Source organism: Hyphomicrobium sp., from assembly GCF_020852195.1.
Classification (GTDB): domain Bacteria; phylum Pseudomonadota; class Alphaproteobacteria; order Rhizobiales; family Hyphomicrobiaceae; genus Hyphomicrobium_C.
On the sequence record NZ_JADZBI010000130.1, the window covers coordinates 1 to 18,139 of the forward strand.

The 18,139-nt window shown below is 66.1% G+C and carries 17 protein-coding genes and 1 pseudogene; 12 read left to right on the forward strand and 6 right to left on the reverse strand.

Annotated features, from left to right (window positions below; genetic code table 11):
• The first annotated feature begins 141 nt into the window (after positions 1–141).
• The 4 genes from dnaE to IT540_RS10570 all read left to right on the forward strand — a co-directional run bounded on the left by dnaE (position 142) and on the right by IT540_RS10570 (position 6,048).
• Positions 142–3,816 (forward strand): DNA polymerase III subunit alpha, encoded by a 3,675-nt coding sequence (gene dnaE, locus IT540_RS10555; protein WP_291176968.1) that lies wholly within the window; start codon positions 142–144, stop codon positions 3,814–3,816.
• A 59-nt stretch (positions 3,817–3,875) separates the two neighbouring features.
• Positions 3,876–4,601 (forward strand): hypothetical protein, encoded by a 726-nt coding sequence (locus IT540_RS10560; RefSeq protein WP_291176971.1) that lies wholly within the window; start codon positions 3,876–3,878, stop codon positions 4,599–4,601.
• Between the two features lie 142 nt (positions 4,602–4,743).
• Positions 4,744–5,400, forward strand: a complete 657-nt coding sequence (locus IT540_RS10565) for a rhomboid family intramembrane serine protease (RefSeq protein WP_291176974.1) — start codon at positions 4,744–4,746, stop codon at positions 5,398–5,400.
• A gap of 240 nt (positions 5,401–5,640) precedes the next feature.
• Positions 5,641–6,048 carry a hypothetical protein gene (locus tag IT540_RS10570; protein ID WP_291176977.1) on the forward strand — a complete coding sequence of 136 codons (408 nt, stop codon included), beginning with the start codon at positions 5,641–5,643 and terminating at the stop codon, positions 6,046–6,048.
• A 104-nt stretch (positions 6,049–6,152) separates the two neighbouring features.
• On the opposite strand, the gene IT540_RS10575 is transcribed toward IT540_RS10570, so the two are convergent.
• From IT540_RS10575 to rplU, 5 genes are all read right to left on the reverse strand, one after another.
• Positions 6,153–7,967 carry a L,D-transpeptidase family protein gene (locus tag IT540_RS10575; protein WP_291176980.1) on the reverse strand — a complete coding sequence of 605 codons (1,815 nt, stop codon included), beginning with the start codon at positions 7,965–7,967 and terminating at the stop codon, positions 6,153–6,155.
• Positions 7,968–8,334: 367 nt separating this feature from the next.
• On the reverse strand, positions 8,335–9,372 hold the full coding sequence (obgE, locus tag IT540_RS10580) for a GTPase ObgE (protein WP_291176983.1): 1,038 nt from the start codon (positions 9,370–9,372) through the stop codon (positions 8,335–8,337).
• The gene (locus tag IT540_RS10585) at positions 9,369–9,902 is read right to left on the reverse strand and encodes a GNAT family N-acetyltransferase (protein WP_291176985.1); all 534 of its coding nucleotides are present in this window, start codon (positions 9,900–9,902) and stop codon (positions 9,369–9,371) included. Before IT540_RS10585 ends, obgE begins: the two co-directional genes overlap by 4 nt.
• A gap of 101 nt (positions 9,903–10,003) precedes the next feature.
• Positions 10,004–10,276 carry a 50S ribosomal protein L27 gene (gene rpmA, locus IT540_RS10590; RefSeq protein WP_291176988.1) on the reverse strand — a complete coding sequence of 91 codons (273 nt, stop codon included), beginning with the start codon at positions 10,274–10,276 and terminating at the stop codon, positions 10,004–10,006.
• Positions 10,277–10,327: 51 nt separating this feature from the next.
• The gene (rplU, locus tag IT540_RS10595) at positions 10,328–10,639 is read right to left on the reverse strand and encodes a 50S ribosomal protein L21 (RefSeq protein WP_291176991.1); all 312 of its coding nucleotides are present in this window, start codon (positions 10,637–10,639) and stop codon (positions 10,328–10,330) included.
• A gap of 354 nt (positions 10,640–10,993) precedes the next feature.
• Here rplU and IT540_RS10600 point away from each other — a divergent pair, with 354 nt between their 5' ends.
• The 5 genes from IT540_RS10600 (at position 10,994) to IT540_RS10620 (ending at position 14,607) form a co-directional block, all read left to right on the forward strand.
• On the forward strand, positions 10,994–11,446 hold the full coding sequence (locus IT540_RS10600; RefSeq protein ID WP_291176994.1) for a hypothetical protein: 453 nt from the start codon (positions 10,994–10,996) through the stop codon (positions 11,444–11,446).
• Between the two features lie 235 nt (positions 11,447–11,681).
• Complete coding sequence (locus tag IT540_RS10605) at positions 11,682–12,788, forward strand: extensin family protein (RefSeq protein ID WP_291176997.1); 1,107 nt, start codon at positions 11,682–11,684, stop codon at positions 12,786–12,788.
• 97 nt (positions 12,789–12,885) lie between these two features.
• The gene (locus IT540_RS10610) at positions 12,886–13,098 is read left to right on the forward strand and encodes a PspC domain-containing protein (RefSeq protein ID WP_291177000.1); all 213 of its coding nucleotides are present in this window, start codon (positions 12,886–12,888) and stop codon (positions 13,096–13,098) included.
• Positions 13,099–13,204: 106 nt separating this feature from the next.
• Complete coding sequence (locus tag IT540_RS10615) at positions 13,205–14,209, forward strand: hypothetical protein (protein ID WP_291177003.1); 1,005 nt, start codon at positions 13,205–13,207, stop codon at positions 14,207–14,209.
• 101 nt (positions 14,210–14,310) lie between these two features.
• Positions 14,311–14,607, forward strand: a complete 297-nt coding sequence (locus tag IT540_RS10620) for a 2TM domain-containing protein (RefSeq protein WP_291177006.1) — start codon at positions 14,311–14,313, stop codon at positions 14,605–14,607.
• Positions 14,608–14,757: 150 nt separating this feature from the next.
• Here IT540_RS10620 and IT540_RS10625 read toward each other — a convergent pair whose 3' ends face one another.
• Positions 14,758–16,434, reverse strand: a complete 1,677-nt coding sequence (locus IT540_RS10625) for a formate--tetrahydrofolate ligase (protein WP_291177013.1) — start codon at positions 16,432–16,434, stop codon at positions 14,758–14,760.
• Positions 16,435–16,692: 258 nt separating this feature from the next.
• Between IT540_RS10625 and prmB the strand changes: the two genes are divergently transcribed.
• From prmB to IT540_RS10640, 3 genes and pseudogenes are all read left to right on the forward strand, one after another.
• Positions 16,693–17,619: a 50S ribosomal protein L3 N(5)-glutamine methyltransferase gene (prmB, locus tag IT540_RS10630; protein ID WP_291177020.1), complete on the forward strand. Its 927-nt coding sequence runs from the start codon at positions 16,693–16,695 to the stop codon at positions 17,617–17,619.
• 20 nt (positions 17,620–17,639) lie between these two features.
• The gene (locus IT540_RS10635; protein ID WP_291177024.1) at positions 17,640–17,852 is read left to right on the forward strand and encodes a hypothetical protein; all 213 of its coding nucleotides are present in this window, start codon (positions 17,640–17,642) and stop codon (positions 17,850–17,852) included.
• Between the two features lie 27 nt (positions 17,853–17,879).
• A pseudogene (locus IT540_RS10640) lies at positions 17,880–18,139 on the forward strand (C4-dicarboxylate ABC transporter); the annotation flags it as partial.

Sequence of the window (18,139 nt, forward strand, 5' to 3'; positions counted from 1 at the left end):
GCATACAACTCGGAGCTTCGCGCCTGCCGAGCGTTCCTCCGAATCGGGCTAGATCGACTTCATGGAGCATGAAGTTTCTTCCGCCGACCGAGCAGGCGTGATGCCCCATCCTAATCACGCGAGCCGACTCGAAGGACACGCATGACAGCGACGCCGACGCTTCCCAAGTACGTCCACCTGAAGACGCATTCGGCCTACTCGTTGCTTGAGGGCGCGCTGCCGATCAGCAAGATCGCCAAGCTCGCGGAGGCGGCCGGCATGCCGGCCATCGGCCTCACCGACACCAACAATCTGTTCGGCGCGCTCGAGTTCTCGGAGAAGCTTGCCGGCGCCGGCATTCAGCCCATCGTCGGCGGTGTCTTCGCCACCGACTTTGCCGACGGCGCCGCCGCATCGGAGCCGAACGGCTCCGCGCGTCACGGCCAGAACGCTCAGCCGGTGCGGCCAGCCGGCGCGCTCGCGTTGCTCGCCTCCAGCGCCGCCGGCTACGCCAACCTGATCAAGCTCGCGAGCCAGGCGTTCCTGCTGCCGGACCCCGCCGAACCGACCCACATCAAGCTCGATGCGCTCGAAGACCACCGTGACGGCCTGATCGTTCTCACCGGCGGCCCGGAAGGCCCCATCTCCCGCGCGCTCGCCGAAGGACAGACCGACCTCGCGCGCGAGCGCCTTGAGCGTCTGCAGCGCGTCTTCAACGGCAATCTCTACGTCGAGCTGCAGCGTCACGGTCTCAAAAGCGAGGAAGAGATCGAGCCGCAGCTGATCGCGCTCGCCTATGACCTCGGCATTCCGCTTGTCGCCACCAACGAGGTCTACTTCGCGAGCCCTGACGACTACGAGGCGCACGACGCGCTGCTCTGCATCGCCGAGGGCCGCATGGTGACGGAGGACAACCGCCGCCGTGTCTCGCGCGAGCACTACTTCAAGTCCGCCGAGGACATGGCGTCTCTGTTCGCCGACCTACCCGAGGCGCTGGAAAGCACCATCGAGATCGCGCAGCGTTGTGCGTATCGCCCGCTTCCACGCAAACCCATCCTGCCGCGCTTCGTCTCCGCCGAGAACGCTCCAAACGGCGATCAGTCCGCCGCCGAGGAACTGGAGCTTAAGCGTCAGGCGGAGGAGGGCCTTGCCGCGCGTCTCGCGGCCAACGAGCTGGCGCCCGGCTTCGCCGGGGAGGATTACGCCAAGCGCCTCGCCTACGAGCTGGACGTCATCGCCCGCATGAAGTTTCCGGGCTACTTCCTGATCGTGTCGGACTTCATCAAATGGGCCAAGGCGCACGGCATTCCGGTCGGTCCGGGCCGCGGCTCGGGCGCAGGCTCCGTCGTCGCCTGGTCGCTCACCATCACGGACCTCGACCCGCTTCGCTTCGGTCTGCTGTTCGAACGCTTCCTGAACCCCGAGCGCATCTCGATGCCGGACTTCGACATCGACTTCTGCCAGGACCGCCGCGACGAGGTGATCCGCTACGTTCAGGGCAAGTACGGCCACGACCGCGTGGCGCAGATCATCACCCACGGCAAGCTGCAGGCGCGCGCTGTGCTGCGCGACGTGGGCCGTGTGCTGCAGATGCCCTACGGCCAGGTCGATCGCCTGTGCAAGCTCGTGCCCAACAATCCCGCCAACCCCGTCACGCTGCCCGAGGCCATCGACGGCGAGCCCAAGCTGCAGGAGGAGCGCGACGCCGACCCGCTCGTCGCGCGCCTGCTTGAGATCGGCCAGAAGCTTGAAGGGCTCTACCGCCACGCCTCGACGCACGCCGCCGGCATGGTGATCGGCGACCGCCCGCTCGACGAGCTGGTGCCGCTCTACCGCGACCCGAAGTCGAGCATGCCCGTCACCCAGTTCAACTGGAAGATGGTCGAGGCGGCGGGCCTCGTGAAGTTCGACTTCCTCGGCCTGAAGACGCTGACCGTTCTGACCAAGGCCGTAGAGCTGGTGAAACGCGGCCGCGGCATCGACATCGACCTGCTCGCGCTGCCGCTCGACGACAAGCCGTCCTACGACCTCCTCGCGAAAGCGGACACGGCCGGCGTGTTCCAGCTCGAAAGTACGGGTATGCGCGAGAGCTTGAAGCGGCTCAAGCCGGACCGCTTCGAGGACATCATCGCCATGGTGGCGCTCTACCGCCCCGGCCCCATGGACAACATCCCGACCTACATCAACCGCAAGCACGGCGAGGAGCCCGTCGACTGCCTGCACACGCTTCTCGAAAGCATTCTGAAGGAGACCTACGGCGTCATCATCTACCAGGAGCAGGTGATGCAGATCGCCCAGGTGATGGCGGGCTACTCGCTCGGCGAAGCCGACCTTCTGCGTCGCGCCATGGGCAAGAAGGACAAGAACGAGATGGCGAAGCAGCAGGCGCGCTTCGTCGAGGGCGCCATGAAAAACGGCGTCAGGAAGGACGATGCCGTCTACATCTTCGAGCTGGTCGACAAGTTCGCGGGCTACGGCTTCAACAAGTCTCACGCGGCGGCTTATGCGCTGGTCAGCTATCACACGGCCTACATGAAGGCGAACTTCCGCGAGGAGTTCCTGGCTGCCTCGATGACGCTCGACGCCGGCAACACCGACAAGCTGGCCATGTTTGCGGCCGAAGCGAAGAAGAGCGGCATCCGCGTTCTGCCGCCATGCGTGAACGAGTCGGCGGTCGAGTTTCTGGCCGTTCCGCCCGCTTCTCCCTCTCTCCGCTTGCGGGGAGAGGGGTCCGAGCGGAGCTCGGCTCCGCCGAGACGTGAGGGGCAGCGTCACACCGCAGCAACAGCGTCTGCCCCGCATTCAAGCCCTCTCCCCGCAAGCGGGGAGAGAGAACCAGAACCTCGCGGCGCCATCCGCTATGCGCTCGCCGCGCTGAAGAACATCGGCGCCTCCGCTGTCGAGACCATCGTCGAGAGCCGCAACCAGAAAGGCCCCTACACCTCGCTTGCCGACTTCGCGGCGCGCATCAACACCAAAGCCGTCAACAAACGCGCGCTGGAGACGCTCTCCGCCGCCGGCGCCTTCGACGCCTTGGAGCGCAATCGCGCGCTTGTCTATGCCAATGCCGACCAGATGATGCGCGAGGCCGGCTTGAAGGCCGAGGACGACGACAAGGGCCAATGGGACATGCTGGGCAAGATGGAAGAGGCCGCGGCGCCCGTCGTGCTGAAGCTGAAGCCCACCGAAGCCTGGACACCGATGGAGAAGCTGCAGAAGGAGTTCGACGCCGTCGGCTTCTTCCTCTCCGGCCACCCGCTCGACCAGTACGAAAAGGCGCTCGCAAAGCTCAACGTGCGCCGCTTCGTGGACTTCGAGGCCGCGAGCGCGCGGGGCGGCGCGACGGCCGGGCGCCTTGCCGGCATCGTCATCGCCGCCCGCGAGCGCCGCTCTCAGAAGGGCAACAAGTTCGCCTTCGCGCTGTTCTCCGACACCAGCGGCCAGTTCGAAGCCGTTATCTTCTCCGACACGCTCGCAAAATCGCGCCAGCTTCTGGAAACCGGTACCGCCGTGCTGCTGGACATCGAGGGTGAGCGCGACGGCGACGCCCTGAAAATGCGCGTGCAGGACGTGCAATCGCTCGATGACGCAGTGAGGCAGATTCCGACCTCGGTGCGCATCCTGCTCGACGGCGAGGCGTTGGGTCGCAATCCCGCGAGCCTGGACCAACTGAAGGCGCTGCTCAATCCGGGCAAGGCGGAAGCCACCATCGAGCTGCGCCTCGCGGACTACGTGCGCCCCGTGCCGATTGCGCCGAAAGGGAAATTCGATCTCTCCGCGAGGACCATTGGCCGCATCACGACGCTCCCTGGCGTCATCGAAGTAATCGAAACCTGACGTAATCGGGTCTTAGCCTGCGCACGGAACCATCGCTCCTGCGCCGCGTTTTTGAGGCCATGCTCGACAGTCTGGGTCAAGATCTCTTGCGTCAACAGTCCGTCGGTGACGACACGTCCACCGATTTCCTGCGTATCGACGGCGATCCGCTATCCGATGTGATCTGCTGCCTGCCGTGGCGTATGCCCTATCGCCTGGCGCAGGCATCCCGCCTCGTGCCGCGCAACTTCCTCGCCTGCTATGAGATGCCGCGCGCCATCGTCAGCTCCGAGCCCGAGCTCTGCGTGCGGGCTCTGTCTGCGGTGGTGGACGACGCGACGCGCGTCTTCGCGCGCACCCGCCTCGATCCCGCGCAGCTTCTCGTCGTCGGTTTGAGCATCGGCAACGCCGTGGCGACGCTGCTCGCCAATCGCCTCGGCGCGCGGCTGTGCTCCGTCGCCTCCGCCGATCGTGGCGACCTGACGCTGTGGGAAAGCCCTGCCTCCCGCCAGGTGAAAGAGCTCGCCGTGGCAAAAGGCTATGGGCTCGGCGACTTCACGCGCACCCTGCGCGGCCTGCACACGATCGAGAACCTCTCGAACCTCGCGCCGGGAAGCCGCTTTGTCGTGGGTCTCCGGGACGAGGTCGTGCCGCAGGCCCGGCGCGAAGGGCTGATCGCGGCCGTGCATCGCTACCTCCCCACGGCCGAGGTCACCTACATCGATGCCGGTCACTTCGGCACCATGAGCGAGACCGTGCGGCGCGGCCTGGGTGAGCCGGCCGAGGTGCAACTCGCCAGAGCCTGAGCATCGGCATATGTGCCAATTCCGCCTCAGATGCCGCGCGAAATCCTCACTGTCACTTAAATCCCACCCTGAATCGTGCTGCACTGCGTGGTGAGGTCGCCCGTGTGCGGCGGCATGAGGGTCGAAGCGCGAGGGGGCACGCATGTTCCCGATCGGAGACGACAACAGTGCGCGGCGCGCAACGCCGGTCGTCACCGTGGCGCTCATTGCCATCAATCTCGTGGTCTTCTTCCTCGAGCTTCAGCGCGGCGACGGCTTCATCACCGAATGGGCATTCATTCCGGCGCGCTTCACGGACAATCCGTCCGGCGACGCCGTGACCCTCCTCTCCGCCATGTTCATGCACGGCGGCTGGATGCACCTCGGCGGCAACATGCTCTACCTGTGGATCTTCGGCGATAACGTCGAGGATCGCTTTGGCCCCGTGCGCTACCTCCTGTTCTATCTCGTGGCCGGCCTCGCCGCGACGTTCGCGCAGTATGCCGTCAATCCGGGGTCCAGTATCCCGAACGTCGGCGCGTCCGGTGCCATCGCAGGCGTGCTCGGCGCCTATCTCCTGATGTTCCCGAAGGCCCGCGTCGACGTGCTGCTGGGGCGACAAGTCGTTGCCATGCCGGCATTTATCGTGCTCGGGCTTTGGGTTGTCCTGCAACTCGTGAGCGGTGTCGGATCGATCGCCGATACGGCCCAGACCGAGCAGGGCGGCGTGGCCTACATGGCCCACGTCGGCGGGTTCGTCGCCGGTCTGGCGCTGGCCGTCGTGCTCGGCGGCCTGCGCCGGCCGGATCGCATCGCGTAGCGTAACGTCGTGTCGCATCGCGTATTGCGCTGCCGCATTATATGCTGCAGCGCAATACCAGAAGTGCAGGAACGACCTTGCTGCAGTTTCCGGTACTGATGCGAATATATCCTTGTGACGTTGCAAAGTTTCACATAGCCTATCAGGAACAATAAGAAACGGCCTGCAAAGGGACGGACACGTCGAGGAAGGGCACACGGCCGGCGCGCCGTGATCCGTCTCGAACCCTTGGAGGTCCAAATGCCTGATGGCTTCGTCTCCGCCGCCTTAACCATGAGGAAGACGGCGCTCGTGGCTGCCCTTGGGGCGGTCTGCTTGGCGCAGGGTGCATCTGCTGCCGGTGAGCATGCGGAGCGGGTTCGCGGCTACTTCTGCGACGCCAAGTCGGACCAGATCGCATTCCTCAATTTCAAGGCGCGCGGCGAGACGGAGGTCATGGCGGCAAACGCCGTGAACAAGGGCGTCGCCAAGATGTCGTGCGCACCCTATCTGCCGGCCATGGCCATCCCCGGCAAGGAGCAGACCGTGATGCAGGACGGCCTTGTCTACAAGCTGCAGAGCTTCACGTTCCTGCCCGAGAAGGTGGAGCGCTGGAGCGGCACGGTGTTCGGCTCGCTGCAGGTTACCGCCAGGGACCAGGATATCTGACGCCGAGGCGTCTCGCCCCCACAGAGCTGATAGAGAAAGACCCCGGCCGCCCTTGGTGAGCGGCCGGGGTCTTTTCTTTTGTCACAGAGCGGTGGCGGGCGTGATCACCAGACCGACGATTTGCCGCTCGCCCGCTGGCGCCGTCTATCCCTCTGCTTGCTCGACGAGTACGAGGAGGAGCAGAAGAAGAAGCAGCCGCCACCGCCTTGTTCCTCGACCAGCTCGACCGGCCGCGGCCGCGGCGTCGGCTTGGTGATCTTGGCGACGACCTCGGGCATCTGCACGATGAAGTCGGTGCCCGCGTAGCGGGTCTCGCTCCGCGCCACGTCATAGCTCGAGACGATGAGCGTCGATCCGGGCTTCACCACCTCGGCAATGCGCTCGGAAGCCTCTTTGGGGATGCTGATCCGGTCGAGCGTCCGCGCAGCCCGCGCGACGTCCGTCTCGGGCGGCGGCGGCACCGACTGCGATTTGCGCTTGCCTTTGTTGTCCACCTCCACGTCGCCGCTGCCGATGCGCGTCGAATGCTCGTTCACCTCTGTCGCCGTCCAGCGCAGGTCCGTCTTGCTGTCGTCCTTCCAACCCACGGCGGTGAACACGAAGGTATCGAGCGGCACGTCGGGATCGGCGATCGAGGCCTGCACCTCGAGCACGGCCTCGAAGCCCTGACGCACCTGGATCAGGCCGGTCTTCGAGCTGATGAACACGGACACCGGAAGCCCGCGGTTCTGCTCCTGGCGGTCGAACGTCGCCACGGCCTTCTTCGCGGCGGTTTCGGCCGCTGCTGCGTTCTTGATCTCGGCCTTGGCCTCCTTGAGACCGGCGACAGCCGCAGCAACGGCCTTGTCCGCGGTCGCAGCCTTGTCTGCAGCGTCCTTGGCGGCTTCGGCGGTGCGACGGACCTCTTCCTCCCGCGGAGCGATGCCCGAACGCAGCTCGGCCTCCTGGGCACGCAGCGTCTCGAGCCGGTCCGCACGCATCTTCGCAGGATTGTTGGGGATACGCGACACGACTTTCTTCAGCGCACGCTCCTGGGACTGCAGCGCCGCCTTGGCTTTGTAGGCCTCGCGGGCGGCGCCGTTTGCGGCGCTGCGCGCGGCCTTCGCTGCGGCCTTGGCATCGCCGATGGCGCGGGCGGCCGCCTTCTCCCCCTCGGCGGCCTTGGCACGCCGCTCACCGGCTTCGGTGATGTCGTCGACGAGCCCTTGCCGCTCGGCACGGCGCGCCTCGGCGGCGCTCTCGAGCGTACGGCCCGGGGGCTCGGTCGCGGCGTGCGCCGAGGTGACGCCGAGCAGTGTCTCCGCCACGTCGACGCCCACCCTAACCGCATTGGCGCCCGGCCCTTCGGCCCTGTCGCCCGTCGGGCCCGCGTGTGCCACGGACGGAAGCGAGGCGAACAGCAGCGAATGCTCGAAGGTGGTCGGAGACTGCACGTCCGGCGCGATGACGACACGCTGGTTGATGTCCGTCAGATTGAAGAACCGGCGCGCGAAATCGAATGGCAGGCGGACGCAGCCGCCGGAAGCGGGATAGCCCGGCACGACACCGCCATGCAGCGCGATGCCGGTCATGGTCAACCGCTGCATGTGGGGCATCTTGGCGTCGAGATAGATGTTCGAGGTATGATCGACCTTCTTCTCGAGGATGCTGTAGATGCCCTTCGGTGTCTCGTGGCCGGCGCGCCCGGAGGAGATGCGCGTCTGCGTCACGAGGCCGTTGGCGTCATAGATATACATGCGCTGCTCGTTGAGCGAGACCTGCATCAAAAGCGGGCCTTCGATCTCAAGCGGCTTGGCCTGCTCGACCGAGCGGCTCTTTTGCGACTTCGTTCTGCGTTCCGATTGAGCATCCGCCGCCGATGACGCGAGCGGCACAAAGAAAGCAAGCGCGAGCGCCGCGCATCCGAGACGCAACATCATGGACTTCGCCCCGCAGCGATTGGACGACCTGTAGAGCACCGTGGACCCCCTAAGAATTTCTGGAAACCGCGTCTTGGGGCCGGCTAAGTGCCCTCTGCAACGGTTAATTTGTGGATCATGACGAGTTCGACTTCAATAGGTTACCCCGCATGAGTTATCGAATTCTCTCCGCTTGTTCCGATTTTTGCGGCCGCCTTCAGCTCGCATGAGCAACATGCGCCGAAGGGGCCCACGAGGTGAGGCCTCACGCATGCCGATAGCAAGCAAGTGTGATGGACTTTGGGCCGTTGCAACCCGGGGGTTGCCGTATGGGCGCGCCCCTAGAGCCCTTTAGACGGCATTAGACGCTGATACGGGCGACGTGCCCTCAGGGGCGCCAGGGCCGCGCGCTTGCGGCGTCCTCTGCGTCGTGGGCCTGTGCGCGGCTGATTTCGCGCGTGAGCGCATAGAGCGCGTCTTTCACGCCATCGCCGGAGACGGCCGACAGTGCGAGCGGTTTCTTGCGCGCCGCCTTCTGCAGCTCTGCCACGCGTTGGGCCAGCGTATCCGCGTCGATGGCGTCGGTCTTCGAGAGCGCCACGATCTCCTTCTTCTTGGCGAGGTCGCCGCCGTAGGCCTTGAGCTCGCGCCTTACCGTGCGGTAGGCGCCGGCCACGTCGTCCTGCGTCGCATCGACTAGGTGCAGCAGCACCTGCGTGCGCTCCACGTGCCCGAGAAAGCGCGTGCCGAGGCCCGCGCCTTCATGGGCGCCCTCGATCAGTCCCGGAATGTCGGCCAGCACGAAGTCGCGGTCGCCCGCGCGCACTACGCCGAGGTTCGGATGCAGCGTCGTGAAGGGATAGTCGGCGATCTTGGGCTTCGCGGCCGAGACCGCGGCCAGGAACGTCGATTTTCCGGCGTTGGGAAGCCCGACGAGGCCGGCGTCGGCGATGAGCTTGAGCCTGAGCCAGATCGTCATCTCCTCGCCTGCGAGGCCCGGATTGGCGTGGCGCGGGGCCTGGTTGGTCGCGCTCTTGAAATGCGCGTTGCCGAAGCCGCCGTTGCCGCCGTGCGCCACGACGAACCGCTGGCCCGCTTCCGTCATCTCGGCGAGCACGGTCTCCTGGTTCTCCGCCAGCACCACCGTGCCCGGAGGCACCTTGATAATGCAGTCGCGCCCGTTGGCACCGGCCCGGTTGCGCCCCATGCCGTTGATGCCGCGCTCGGCCTTGAAGTGCTGCTGGTAGCGGTAGTCGATCAGCGTGTTGAGGTTCGCGACGCATTCGATGACGACATCGCCGCCGCGCCCGCCGTCGCCGCCGTCGGGACCGCCGAACTCGATGAACTTCTCGCGCCGGAAGCCGACGCATCCATCGCCTCCGTCGCCGGCCTTGATGTAGATCTTGGCAAGGTCCAGGAACTTCATGCCGTGAGCCTCCACAGCACCGCGGTCCGCGGCCGGTTGAGCTCGTAGCAGCGCGCCGGGAACTCGGCCTGCCGCGCATCGGACCACGCGGAGCTTGCGCCGCTGAGGCGGAATCCGAGCTTCTCGATCACACGCTGGGACGCGGGGTTGTCCTCGAAATGGCAGCATGTGAGGCGCTTGAAGCCGGCCTTCGTGAAGCAGTGGCGCACGAGAGCCGTGGCCGCCTCGCTGGCAAAGCCCCGTCCCCACCAGGGGCGCCCGATCCAATAGCCGATCTCGGCCGATCCGTCGTCGTTGGGGACATAGCCCACCGCGCCGACGAGCGTGCCCTGAAAGGTGACCGCACGCACGAACTCGCCCGGCGCCAGCGTCGCCAACCATTCACGCGCCAGCGCCTCCGAGTAGGGAAACGGAATCCGCGCCGTCATACGTGCGACCTCCCAGTCGCCGGCAAGGCGCGCGAGCTCGGGCGCGTCGCTGTCCGTAAGCTCGCGCAGAACGAGCCGCCGGGTCTTGATCGGCTTTGGCATGGAAGTCCGTTGGCTTGCGCTTGTCAGCATAGAGGGGTGACCAAAAAGCAAAAGGGGAGATGGCGCCCATCCCCCCTCCGGTATCGGTCGAGCCTGCCGCGCTATTCGGCAGCCGTGACCTTCTCGGGCAGGACGGAAATGTAGACGCGTCCGTTGCGCTTGGTCTCGAACGCGACCTTGCCCTCGGTGGTGGCGAAGATGGTGTGGTCGGTGCCGATGCCGACACCGGAGCCCGGATGCCACTGCGTGCCGCGCTGGCGGCAGAGGATGTTGCCGGGGATGACGTGCTCGCCGCCGTACTTCTTGATACCGAGCCGCTTCGAATGGGAGTCGCGACCGTTCTTGGTCGAGCCGCCCGCTTTCTTTTGTGCCATGACGTATGATCCTTCTGATCGGAGCGGCGGTTTCCGCGCTCCTGTGTGCCGTTAGGCGCTGATGCCCGTGATGCGGATCGTGGAGAGATCCTGGCGGTGGCCGCGCTTTCTGCGCGAGTTCTTACGCCGGCGCTTCTTGAAGGCGATGAGCTTCGGTCCGCGCGTCTGCTCGACGAGCTCGGCCGTGACCTTGGCGCCCGAAGGCAGCGACTTGCCGACCTTGACGTCTTCGCCGGCCCCGACCAGCAGCACCTCTGTGAATTCGATTTTGGCGCCGGCCTCTCCGTCGAGCTTCTCGACCGTGAGGACGTCGTCCTTGGCGACGCGATACTGCTTGCCGCCCGTCTTGATGACAGCGTACATGGCTTGCCTCTTTCCGCGCTGATCCGCGCTCTGGGTCTGGTCCGCGCCCTGTGGCGCCGCGAAAAATCGCGGACTTTCAATGGGTTGCTTCGAGATGCAACCTGAGCCTCGGGCAGCGCTCTTAACGCCACGAGCCGAAATGCCCGCCGCGCAGGCGCCCTTATGATTGAAAGTCCTGTGAAAGTCAATCTGAGCGCGCTAGTATGATCCTTGAGCTTACTATTCGGATTTCGCAGCCGGATAGCCTGCGAGAATGCCTTGTTCCGGGTGGAACAGCGCTGCTTGTCCGTTCTGTCGCATGATTGGCCTCGGGGTTGGACACCGAGGCGCTAAGCGCTATCGCGGGAGGTACAGATGACGCGCACCATTCTCTCACTCGCTACGGCGCTTTTCGCCGCCACGGCGCTGACCTCGGCTGCCGAGGCCTGCATTTCCTGCGAGTACGTCCCCGAGGTCGTGCACTCGAAGCCCGCCGGAACAAAGACCTACACGAAAAAGCGCATCCACGCCGCGGGGAAGGAGCGCGCGGCCCCGTCCAAGCGGGTCGTGAAGACCCAGACTGTCAAGAAGGTCGACACCACGAAGAAGGTCGAGACCGCCAAGAAGGCTGAGCCGGCAGCGAAGGTTGAGACGGTGGAGACCGCTCCGGCTGCGGAGACGACGAGCGAGCGCGGCCGTGTTTCGACGGCAACCCTGCTCGAGATGGGCGGCCGGGCGCAGACCGAGGAGCCTGAGGCCACCACCGACGCCGGTTGCACGAAGTTCTTCCCGGCCACCGGCCAGGTTATGCAGGTGCCCTGCGAGTAGGGCCGAGCCCGGCTCCGAAGCCCGGAAGCGGAATTTTGCTCAAGAGGTGCATGTCGAACGACGGGCCAGCCCGTCGTTCTGCTTTCCCCCTAAGTACACCGCTGCCCAGATTTACAGGCGACATACCTAAGACTCTTTCGCCCGCTCTAAGGGATCCTTAGATCCTGGACGTGTAGCATTTGGTCTGTGCGGGACCGGATCGTTGCATCTTTTCGGCAATGGCGAATGGGCGGCCATGAAACGAGGAGAAGAGCCAATCCCCGCGCTTTCGGCCGGCCTGTCGCACGTGATGCTGACGGGCCTGCTGCTCGCCGTCGCGCTGCCCGTGCACCAGCCGCCGCGCCAGCTCGCGCCCGCGCCGGCGCCTAGCGCCCCCGCTGCGGATGAAGCCCCACGCACCCCGGCACCGCCGGCAGCCTCGCCGGGCTCTGCCCCCGCGCCTGCCGCGTCCTCGCCGCCGTCGCCCGCCGACACCGTTGCTACGGAGCCGGCGAAGGAAGAATGGCCCCAATCCGATGTCGTCCTGGCGCGGGAGCAGTGCATGCACCTCTTGTCCGGGACGCCAGCCGAAATCGAGTATCTGGAGCCGATCAAGAAGGGCCAATGCGGCCTGCCGGCGCCGGTTCTCCTGAAGAGCGTCGGCGCAGGTCCCAAGGTCGTCTTCGACCCGCCGGTTCAGGTGAATTGCCGCATGGTGGCGGCGCTCGGCAAGTGGGCGAAGTCCACGTTGCAGCCCGAGGCCAAGAGCCGCTTCAAATCCGAGGTCGTGCGCATCGTCGGCGCGTCCGGCTATTCGTGCCGCAACATCTACAACCGGCCGAATGCAAAGCTCAGCCAGCATGCGCTCGCCAACGCCATCGACATCGGCGGCTTCAGCCTCGCTAACGGACGCACCGTGCGCGTGCTGAGAGGCTGGGGCCTCACCGCACGTGACATCAAGGCCCGCGCGCTGGCGAAGGCAGAAGCCGAAGCAAAGGCGAAGGCGGACGCAAAGGGGAAGGCATCGCCGGCGAAAAGCGAGGTCGCAGCAAAACAGTCCGACAAGGCAACGCAGGCCGATAGTGCCGACAAGCCGGCGCGGCAGGTCACGCAAGCCTCGTTGACGCTGTCCTCCGAGAAGTCTGCGTCACGCGAGAAGAAAGCGGTGCTGACGGGCGCCACGCCGGCGACGGAGGCGGCCGAGCCGGCCAAGCCCACCAAGGAGTCGCTCTTCCTGCGCGCCATTCACGGCGGGGCGTGCAAAGAGTTCGGCACCGTTCTCGGTCCCGAGGCGAACGACCCGCACCGCAACCACTTCCATCTCGATCTGATCCCGCGCCGCAACCGCGGCTACTGCGAGTAGGTCCTTGCGCGCGCCGCGCAGAGGCGCTTCATCATCACGGAACAGACCGTTCGATCCATGCGTTTTACTTCCCGACGCGCATTTGGATCGAGAGGCAATGACAGACCCGACTTTGTACAACACGTCCCCCGGCTTGCGCCGCGTGCGCCAAGGCGCGATCGTCGCCGGCGTCTGCGGCGGCATCGCGCGCTGGCTCGGCTGGGACCCGACGCTTGTACGCATCCTCTACGTCGTCGCGACCATCGCCTCGATCGGGTTCCCCGGCATTCTGACCTACCTCCTGCTTTGGTTCATCATGCCGCGTGACTGAGCCCCGGGCATCTACCGACACAACTCCCGCGCTTGACGCGGCAGCGATCTGGCCTACGTCTAGGCTCCCACACGCTCGCTCGAGGTGGCCGGAGGCCGCTGCGCCCATGCTGTCTGCCGCTCCCCCCGCCAACACCCTGGAGCCGATCCCGGTGCTCGACACCGGCCCCGGCTTCGCCATGGAGACGCTGGTGGCGCACGAGGCGCGGGCGCACGCGCTACTCGATCTCGCGACGGGCCCCCTTCCGTCGGCTGCGCTGCGTCAGCTCGACAAGGTCTCGCGCCGCTGGCTCGCCAAGTGGGAGAACGCGCACCTCGCGGAGATCGACGCCATCGCCGCGCGGCTCCGGCGTCCGGGTGCCTACTTCCTGTCGGTCAACTACGAATGGGCCTGCACCTGCCGCGTCGCGCCGGACCCGAGCCGCAAGAGCGCCCGCCTGGTGCGTGTGCTCGACTGGCGCACGCCGGGCCTCGGCCGCCACGTCATCGCGGCGCGCGTCGAGAGTGGCAACGGCGGCTTCGTCACCCTGACCTGGCCCGGCTATACGGGCGTGCTCACCGGCATGGCGCCCGGCCGCTTTTCCGCCGCGCTCAACCAGGCGCCCATGCGCAAGGCGATAGGCTTCTACGTGCTCGACTGGGCGGTGAGCCGCCGCCGCGTCTGGACCATGCCGCACCCGACGCCGGCGCACCTCCTGCGCGCCGTGTTCGAAACCGCCGCCGATTTCACCGAGGCCCGGGAGCGCCTGACGCGCGCGCCGATCTCGACGCCCGCCATCTTCTCGCTGGCCGGCCTCCGGGCCAGCGAGACCGTCGTCATCGAGCGCACGGAGACGGAGGCCCGCGTGCACGTGGGCCCGAACGTCGCCGCCAATCACTGGGAGGCGCCGGGCTGGCGCGGCCGCTCGCGCGGCGAGCGGAGCGCCGAGCGCGCCGCCATGATGCACCGCATCATTCCCGAGATCGTTCCCGATTTTTCCTGGCTCGCTCCCCCGATCCTGAACCCGACCACCCGGGTAGTCATGGTTGCGGATGCCGCTGAAGGGCGGCTCGTGGCCCAGGGTTTCGAGGCCATGCGCCCGGCCACGGAGCCGCTCGAGCTCGCCGCCTAGCACAACGCATAATTTGCAACTGTTCCGTATGAAGCATTTCACGCGCCGCCGATGGGTGTAGAGTGGGTGCCCTGCAAGGCAAGAAGACAGGAGGCTTCGCCATGGATGACCTCTTCGAGCACCTCATGGAAAGCGAGCGTGACAAGGCCATCAACGGCTTCTACACGCATTTCATCGTCTTTCTCTCCGTGATCGCGGGGCTGGCCCTCGTCAATCTGGTCACGGGCGACAGCTTCTGGATTCAGTGGGTTGTTTTGGGCTGGGGGCTCGGCATCGCGTACCACGCTTTCCTGATCTTCATCAGAAGGCCGCAGCAGGAGCACAAGCTGCGCGAGCAGCGCCGCGCACGGGAGGAGGCGCGCACCGCCTCCGGCGATCCGCCTGGTCCATCAACTTAGTGTTCTCACGCCGTGTCGTCCCGGCTGGCGCAAGCCGAGCCGGGATCCAGGGGCAGAAGATCTCTACGGTCGAATGTGGGCCCTGGGTCCCGGACAAGGCCTCGGCTTTTCGCCTTCGCCTTTCCGGGATGACAGGGAGCGTCGCTTTGATCAGAACAGCCCTTCGATCTGGCCGTCCGCGTTGAGGCGGATGGAGTCCGCAGCCGGCACCTTCGGCAGGCCCGGCATGGTCATGATCTCGCCGGTGATGACGACCACGAACTCGGCGCCCGCCGAGAGCCTGAGCTCGCGCACGGGCACGATGTGACCGGTCGGCGCGCCGCGCTTCGCGGGATCGGTCGAGAACGAGTACTGCGTCTTCGCCATGCACACCGGCAGGTGCCCGAAGCCCATCGCCTCGAGCTCCTTGAAGCGGTTCTCAATCGCGGAATCGCACGAGATGTCGGCCGCGCGGTAGATCTCGGTGGCGATCGTCTTCACCTTGTCGCGCAGCGGCATCGAGTCCGGATAGAGCGGCTTGAACGCCGCCTTGCCCGAGTTCGCGACCTCGACCACATGCTGCGCCAGCGCCTCCGTGCCGGCGCCGCCGTCGGCCCAGTGCGTGCACATGAAGGCGCGCGTGCCCATGCTCTCGCCCACCTTCATGACCTCCTGGATCTCCGCATCCGTGTCGGTGATGAAGCGGTTGACCGCCACCACGGCCGGCACGCCGAACTTGTTCACGTTCTCGATATGGCGCTTCAGGTTCTCGCAGCCCTTGGCCACCGCGGCCACGTTCTCGGCCTTGAGATCGTCCTTCGCCACGCCGCCGTGCATCTTGAGCGCGCGCACGGTGGCGACGATCACCGCCGCGGACGGCTGCAGGCCCGCCTTGCGGCACTTGATGTCGAAGAACTTCTCGGCGCCGAGATCCGCGCCGAAGCCGGCTTCCGTGACCACGAAGTCCGAGATCTTGAGCGCGCTCTTGGTGGCGAGCACGGAGTTGCAGCCGTGCGCGATGTTGGCGAACGGGCCGCCGTGGATGAACACGGGATTGTTCTCGAGCGTCTGCACCATGTTCGGCATCAGCGCGTCCTTGAGCAGCACCGTCATGGCACCGTCGCCCTTCACGTCGCGGGCGCGCACCGGCTTCTTGTCGCGCGTGTAGCCGATGATGATGTTGCCGAGCCGCGTCTCGAGGTCCTTGAGGTCGGAGGCGAGGCAGAGGATCGCCATCACCTCGGAAGCCACCGTAATGTCGAAGCCATCCTGGCGTGGGTATCCGTTCGAGACGCCGCCGAGCGAGTTGACGATCGAGCGCAGCGCGCGGTCGTTCATGTCGAGCACGCGCCGCCATTCCACGCGGCGGCTGTCGAGCCCGACGGCATTGCCCCAGTAGATGTGGTTGTCGATCAGCGCCGAGAGCAGGTTGTGCGCGGATGTGATGGCATGGAAGTCGCCGGTGAAGTGGAGGTTGATGTCCTCCATCGGCACCACCTGGGCATAGCCGCCGCCGGCCGCGCCGCCCTTGACGCCGAAGCACGGCCCGAGCGACGGCTCGCGCAGGCAGCACATGGCACGTTTGCCGATACGGTTGAGGCCGTCCGTAAGCCCCACCGTGGTCGTCGTCTTGCCCTCGCCCGCCGGCGTCGGGCTGATGGCGGTGACGAGGATCAGCTTGCCGTCGGAGCGCGATTTAAGGGCGTTGATGAAATCGAACGAGATCTTGGCCTTGGTTGTCCCGTAGGGAATGATCGCGTCGGCGGGGATCCCGAGCTTGGCCGCCACCTCGGTGATCGGCTTCATCTTGGCTTCGCGTGCGATCTCGATATCTGATTTCACCGTCACGGGCTTCCCTCCGAGTTTCTATGCCGGCCCCTCTCCCAAAGAGGGCCAGGCTGGGCGCGATATTGGCGTCTTGCGTGCCTATCGCCAAGCGGGTCGCAAAAAAATAGACATGATGACGCGAGGCCATTTCGCAGATGCGGAAACTTGCATGAAGGTGAATCTGCATAGCGGTTGCGGCCGCAAGCGCTAACTTCCGTTGGCAGGGCGCGGTCCTTCCGCTAGGGACACGGGTGCCAGCCGCAGCCTTTCCTCAGGACCATGAGCAAAAAGCCGAACGCCGCCGACATCGACGATCTCGCAACCGTCCGCGACTGGCTGCGCTACGCGACGAGCCGCTTCAGCGAGGCCGGCCTCGCCTTCGGCCACGGCACCGAGACGCCGCTCGACGAGGCCGCCTTCCTCATCCTGTCGGCCCTGCATCTGCCCATCGATCAGCTCGAGCCCTGGCTCGACGCGCGCCTGACGCGCGACGAGCGCGCCAAAGTGGCCGGGCTCATCGAAGCGAGAATCTCGGCGCGCAAGCCCGCGCCCTATCTCGTGAACGCCGCCTGGATCAAGGGCCACAGGTTCTACGTGGACGAGCGCGTGATCGTGCCGCGCTCCTATATCGGCGAGCTCCTGGCGGAGGACGGCTTGTCCGCTGTCGTGGCCGATCCCGAGGGCGTGGAGCGCGTGCTCGACCTCTGCACGGGATCGGGCTGTCTTGCCATACTGGCCGCGCTCGCCTTCCCCAACGCAACCGTCGATGCGGCCGACATCTCCGCCGACGTCCTCGAGGTCGCGGCCCGCAACGTCGCCGACTACGGCCTGGCCGAGCGCGTAAGCCTCCACCGCTCGGACCTGTTCGCGGGCCTCGGCGGCCGCGCCTACGACCTCATCCTCTCCAATCCGCCCTACGTCACGGCGGCCGCCGTCGCGGCCTTCCCACCCGAATATCAGGCCGAGCCGCAGCTTGCCCATCTGGGCGGCGAGGACGGCATAGACCTGGTGCGCCGCATCCTGGCCGATGCCGCCCGCCACCTCGTGCCCGGCGGAGCCCTCGTGGTTGAGATCGGCCAGGCCCGCGACACGCTTGAAACCGAATACCCCGATCTGCCGTTTCTATGGTTGGATACGGAGCAAAGCGAGGGCGAACTGTTCGCGCTCTCCGCCGATGCGCTCGGCACCCTGAAGAAAAAGCGCTGACGGAAGCGCCCTGGAGGCCCATGGCTCGCGAGATGGATGAGGAGAGCGCCCGCAAGCAGCGCGAGCTGATGGTCAGGGTCGCCCGCAGCCCGGAGTTCTCCTGCTGCTGCATCCGCCTCTCGCGCGAGGACCGCCGCCGCGCCAAGCGGGTCTTCCGCTTGTCCCGCCGACTGACGCGGGATTGGGAGAAGGAACGAAAGGAACGGACGAAGACGGAAGACGTGAGAACGTGAGCGGGCAACACGATTAGGGAGGGCATCATGCGCGCAGTTCTATTGGCTCTGGCCGGTCTCGCGCTCGTCGCGCCCACGGCACGCGCGGATCCGTCGCCGATCGTCATCAAGGTCAGCCACGTCGCCGCGCCCCAGGCGCACAAGAGCCGTGCCGCCGAGCACTTCAAGAAGCTGGCGGAGGAGTACACGGGCGGCCGCGTGCGCATCGAGCTTTATCCGAACTCGCAGCTCTACAAGGACAAGGAGGAGCTGGAGGCCCTGCAGCTCGGCGCCGTGCAGATGCTGGC

Excerpts from the sequence above, each read along its gene's own strand:
- IT540_RS10565 (WP_291176974.1), top strand. The coding sequence starts at position 4,744 with ATGTTCCCGATCGGAGACGACAACAGTGCGCGGCGCGCAACGCCGGTC.
- IT540_RS10610 (WP_291177000.1), top strand. The coding sequence starts at position 12,886 with ATGACAGACCCGACTTTGTACAACACGTCCCCCGGCTTGCGCCGCGTG.
- IT540_RS10605 (WP_291176997.1), top strand. The coding sequence starts at position 11,682 with ATGAAACGAGGAGAAGAGCCAATCCCCGCGCTTTCGGCCGGCCTGTCG.
- IT540_RS10570 (WP_291176977.1), top strand. The coding sequence starts at position 5,641 with ATGCCTGATGGCTTCGTCTCCGCCGCCTTAACCATGAGGAAGACGGCG.
- IT540_RS10615 (WP_291177003.1), top strand. The coding sequence starts at position 13,205 with ATGCTGTCTGCCGCTCCCCCCGCCAACACCCTGGAGCCGATCCCGGTG.
- obgE (WP_291176983.1), bottom strand. The coding sequence starts at position 9,372 with ATGAAGTTCCTGGACCTTGCCAAGATCTACATCAAGGCCGGCGACGGA.
- IT540_RS10620 (WP_291177006.1), top strand. The coding sequence starts at position 14,311 with ATGGATGACCTCTTCGAGCACCTCATGGAAAGCGAGCGTGACAAGGCC.
- dnaE (WP_291176968.1), top strand. The coding sequence starts at position 142 with ATGACAGCGACGCCGACGCTTCCCAAGTACGTCCACCTGAAGACGCAT.
- IT540_RS10560 (WP_291176971.1), top strand. The coding sequence starts at position 3,876 with ATGCTCGACAGTCTGGGTCAAGATCTCTTGCGTCAACAGTCCGTCGGT.
- rplU (WP_291176991.1), bottom strand. The coding sequence starts at position 10,639 with ATGTACGCTGTCATCAAGACGGGCGGCAAGCAGTATCGCGTCGCCAAG.
- IT540_RS10635 (WP_291177024.1), top strand. The coding sequence starts at position 17,640 with ATGGCTCGCGAGATGGATGAGGAGAGCGCCCGCAAGCAGCGCGAGCTG.
- IT540_RS10600 (WP_291176994.1), top strand. The coding sequence starts at position 10,994 with ATGACGCGCACCATTCTCTCACTCGCTACGGCGCTTTTCGCCGCCACG.
- IT540_RS10575 (WP_291176980.1), bottom strand. The coding sequence starts at position 7,967 with ATGATGTTGCGTCTCGGATGCGCGGCGCTCGCGCTTGCTTTCTTTGTG.
- rpmA (WP_291176988.1), bottom strand. The coding sequence starts at position 10,276 with ATGGCACAAAAGAAAGCGGGCGGCTCGACCAAGAACGGTCGCGACTCC.
- IT540_RS10585 (WP_291176985.1), bottom strand. The coding sequence starts at position 9,902 with ATGCCAAAGCCGATCAAGACCCGGCGGCTCGTTCTGCGCGAGCTTACG.
- prmB (WP_291177020.1), top strand. The coding sequence starts at position 16,693 with ATGAGCAAAAAGCCGAACGCCGCCGACATCGACGATCTCGCAACCGTC.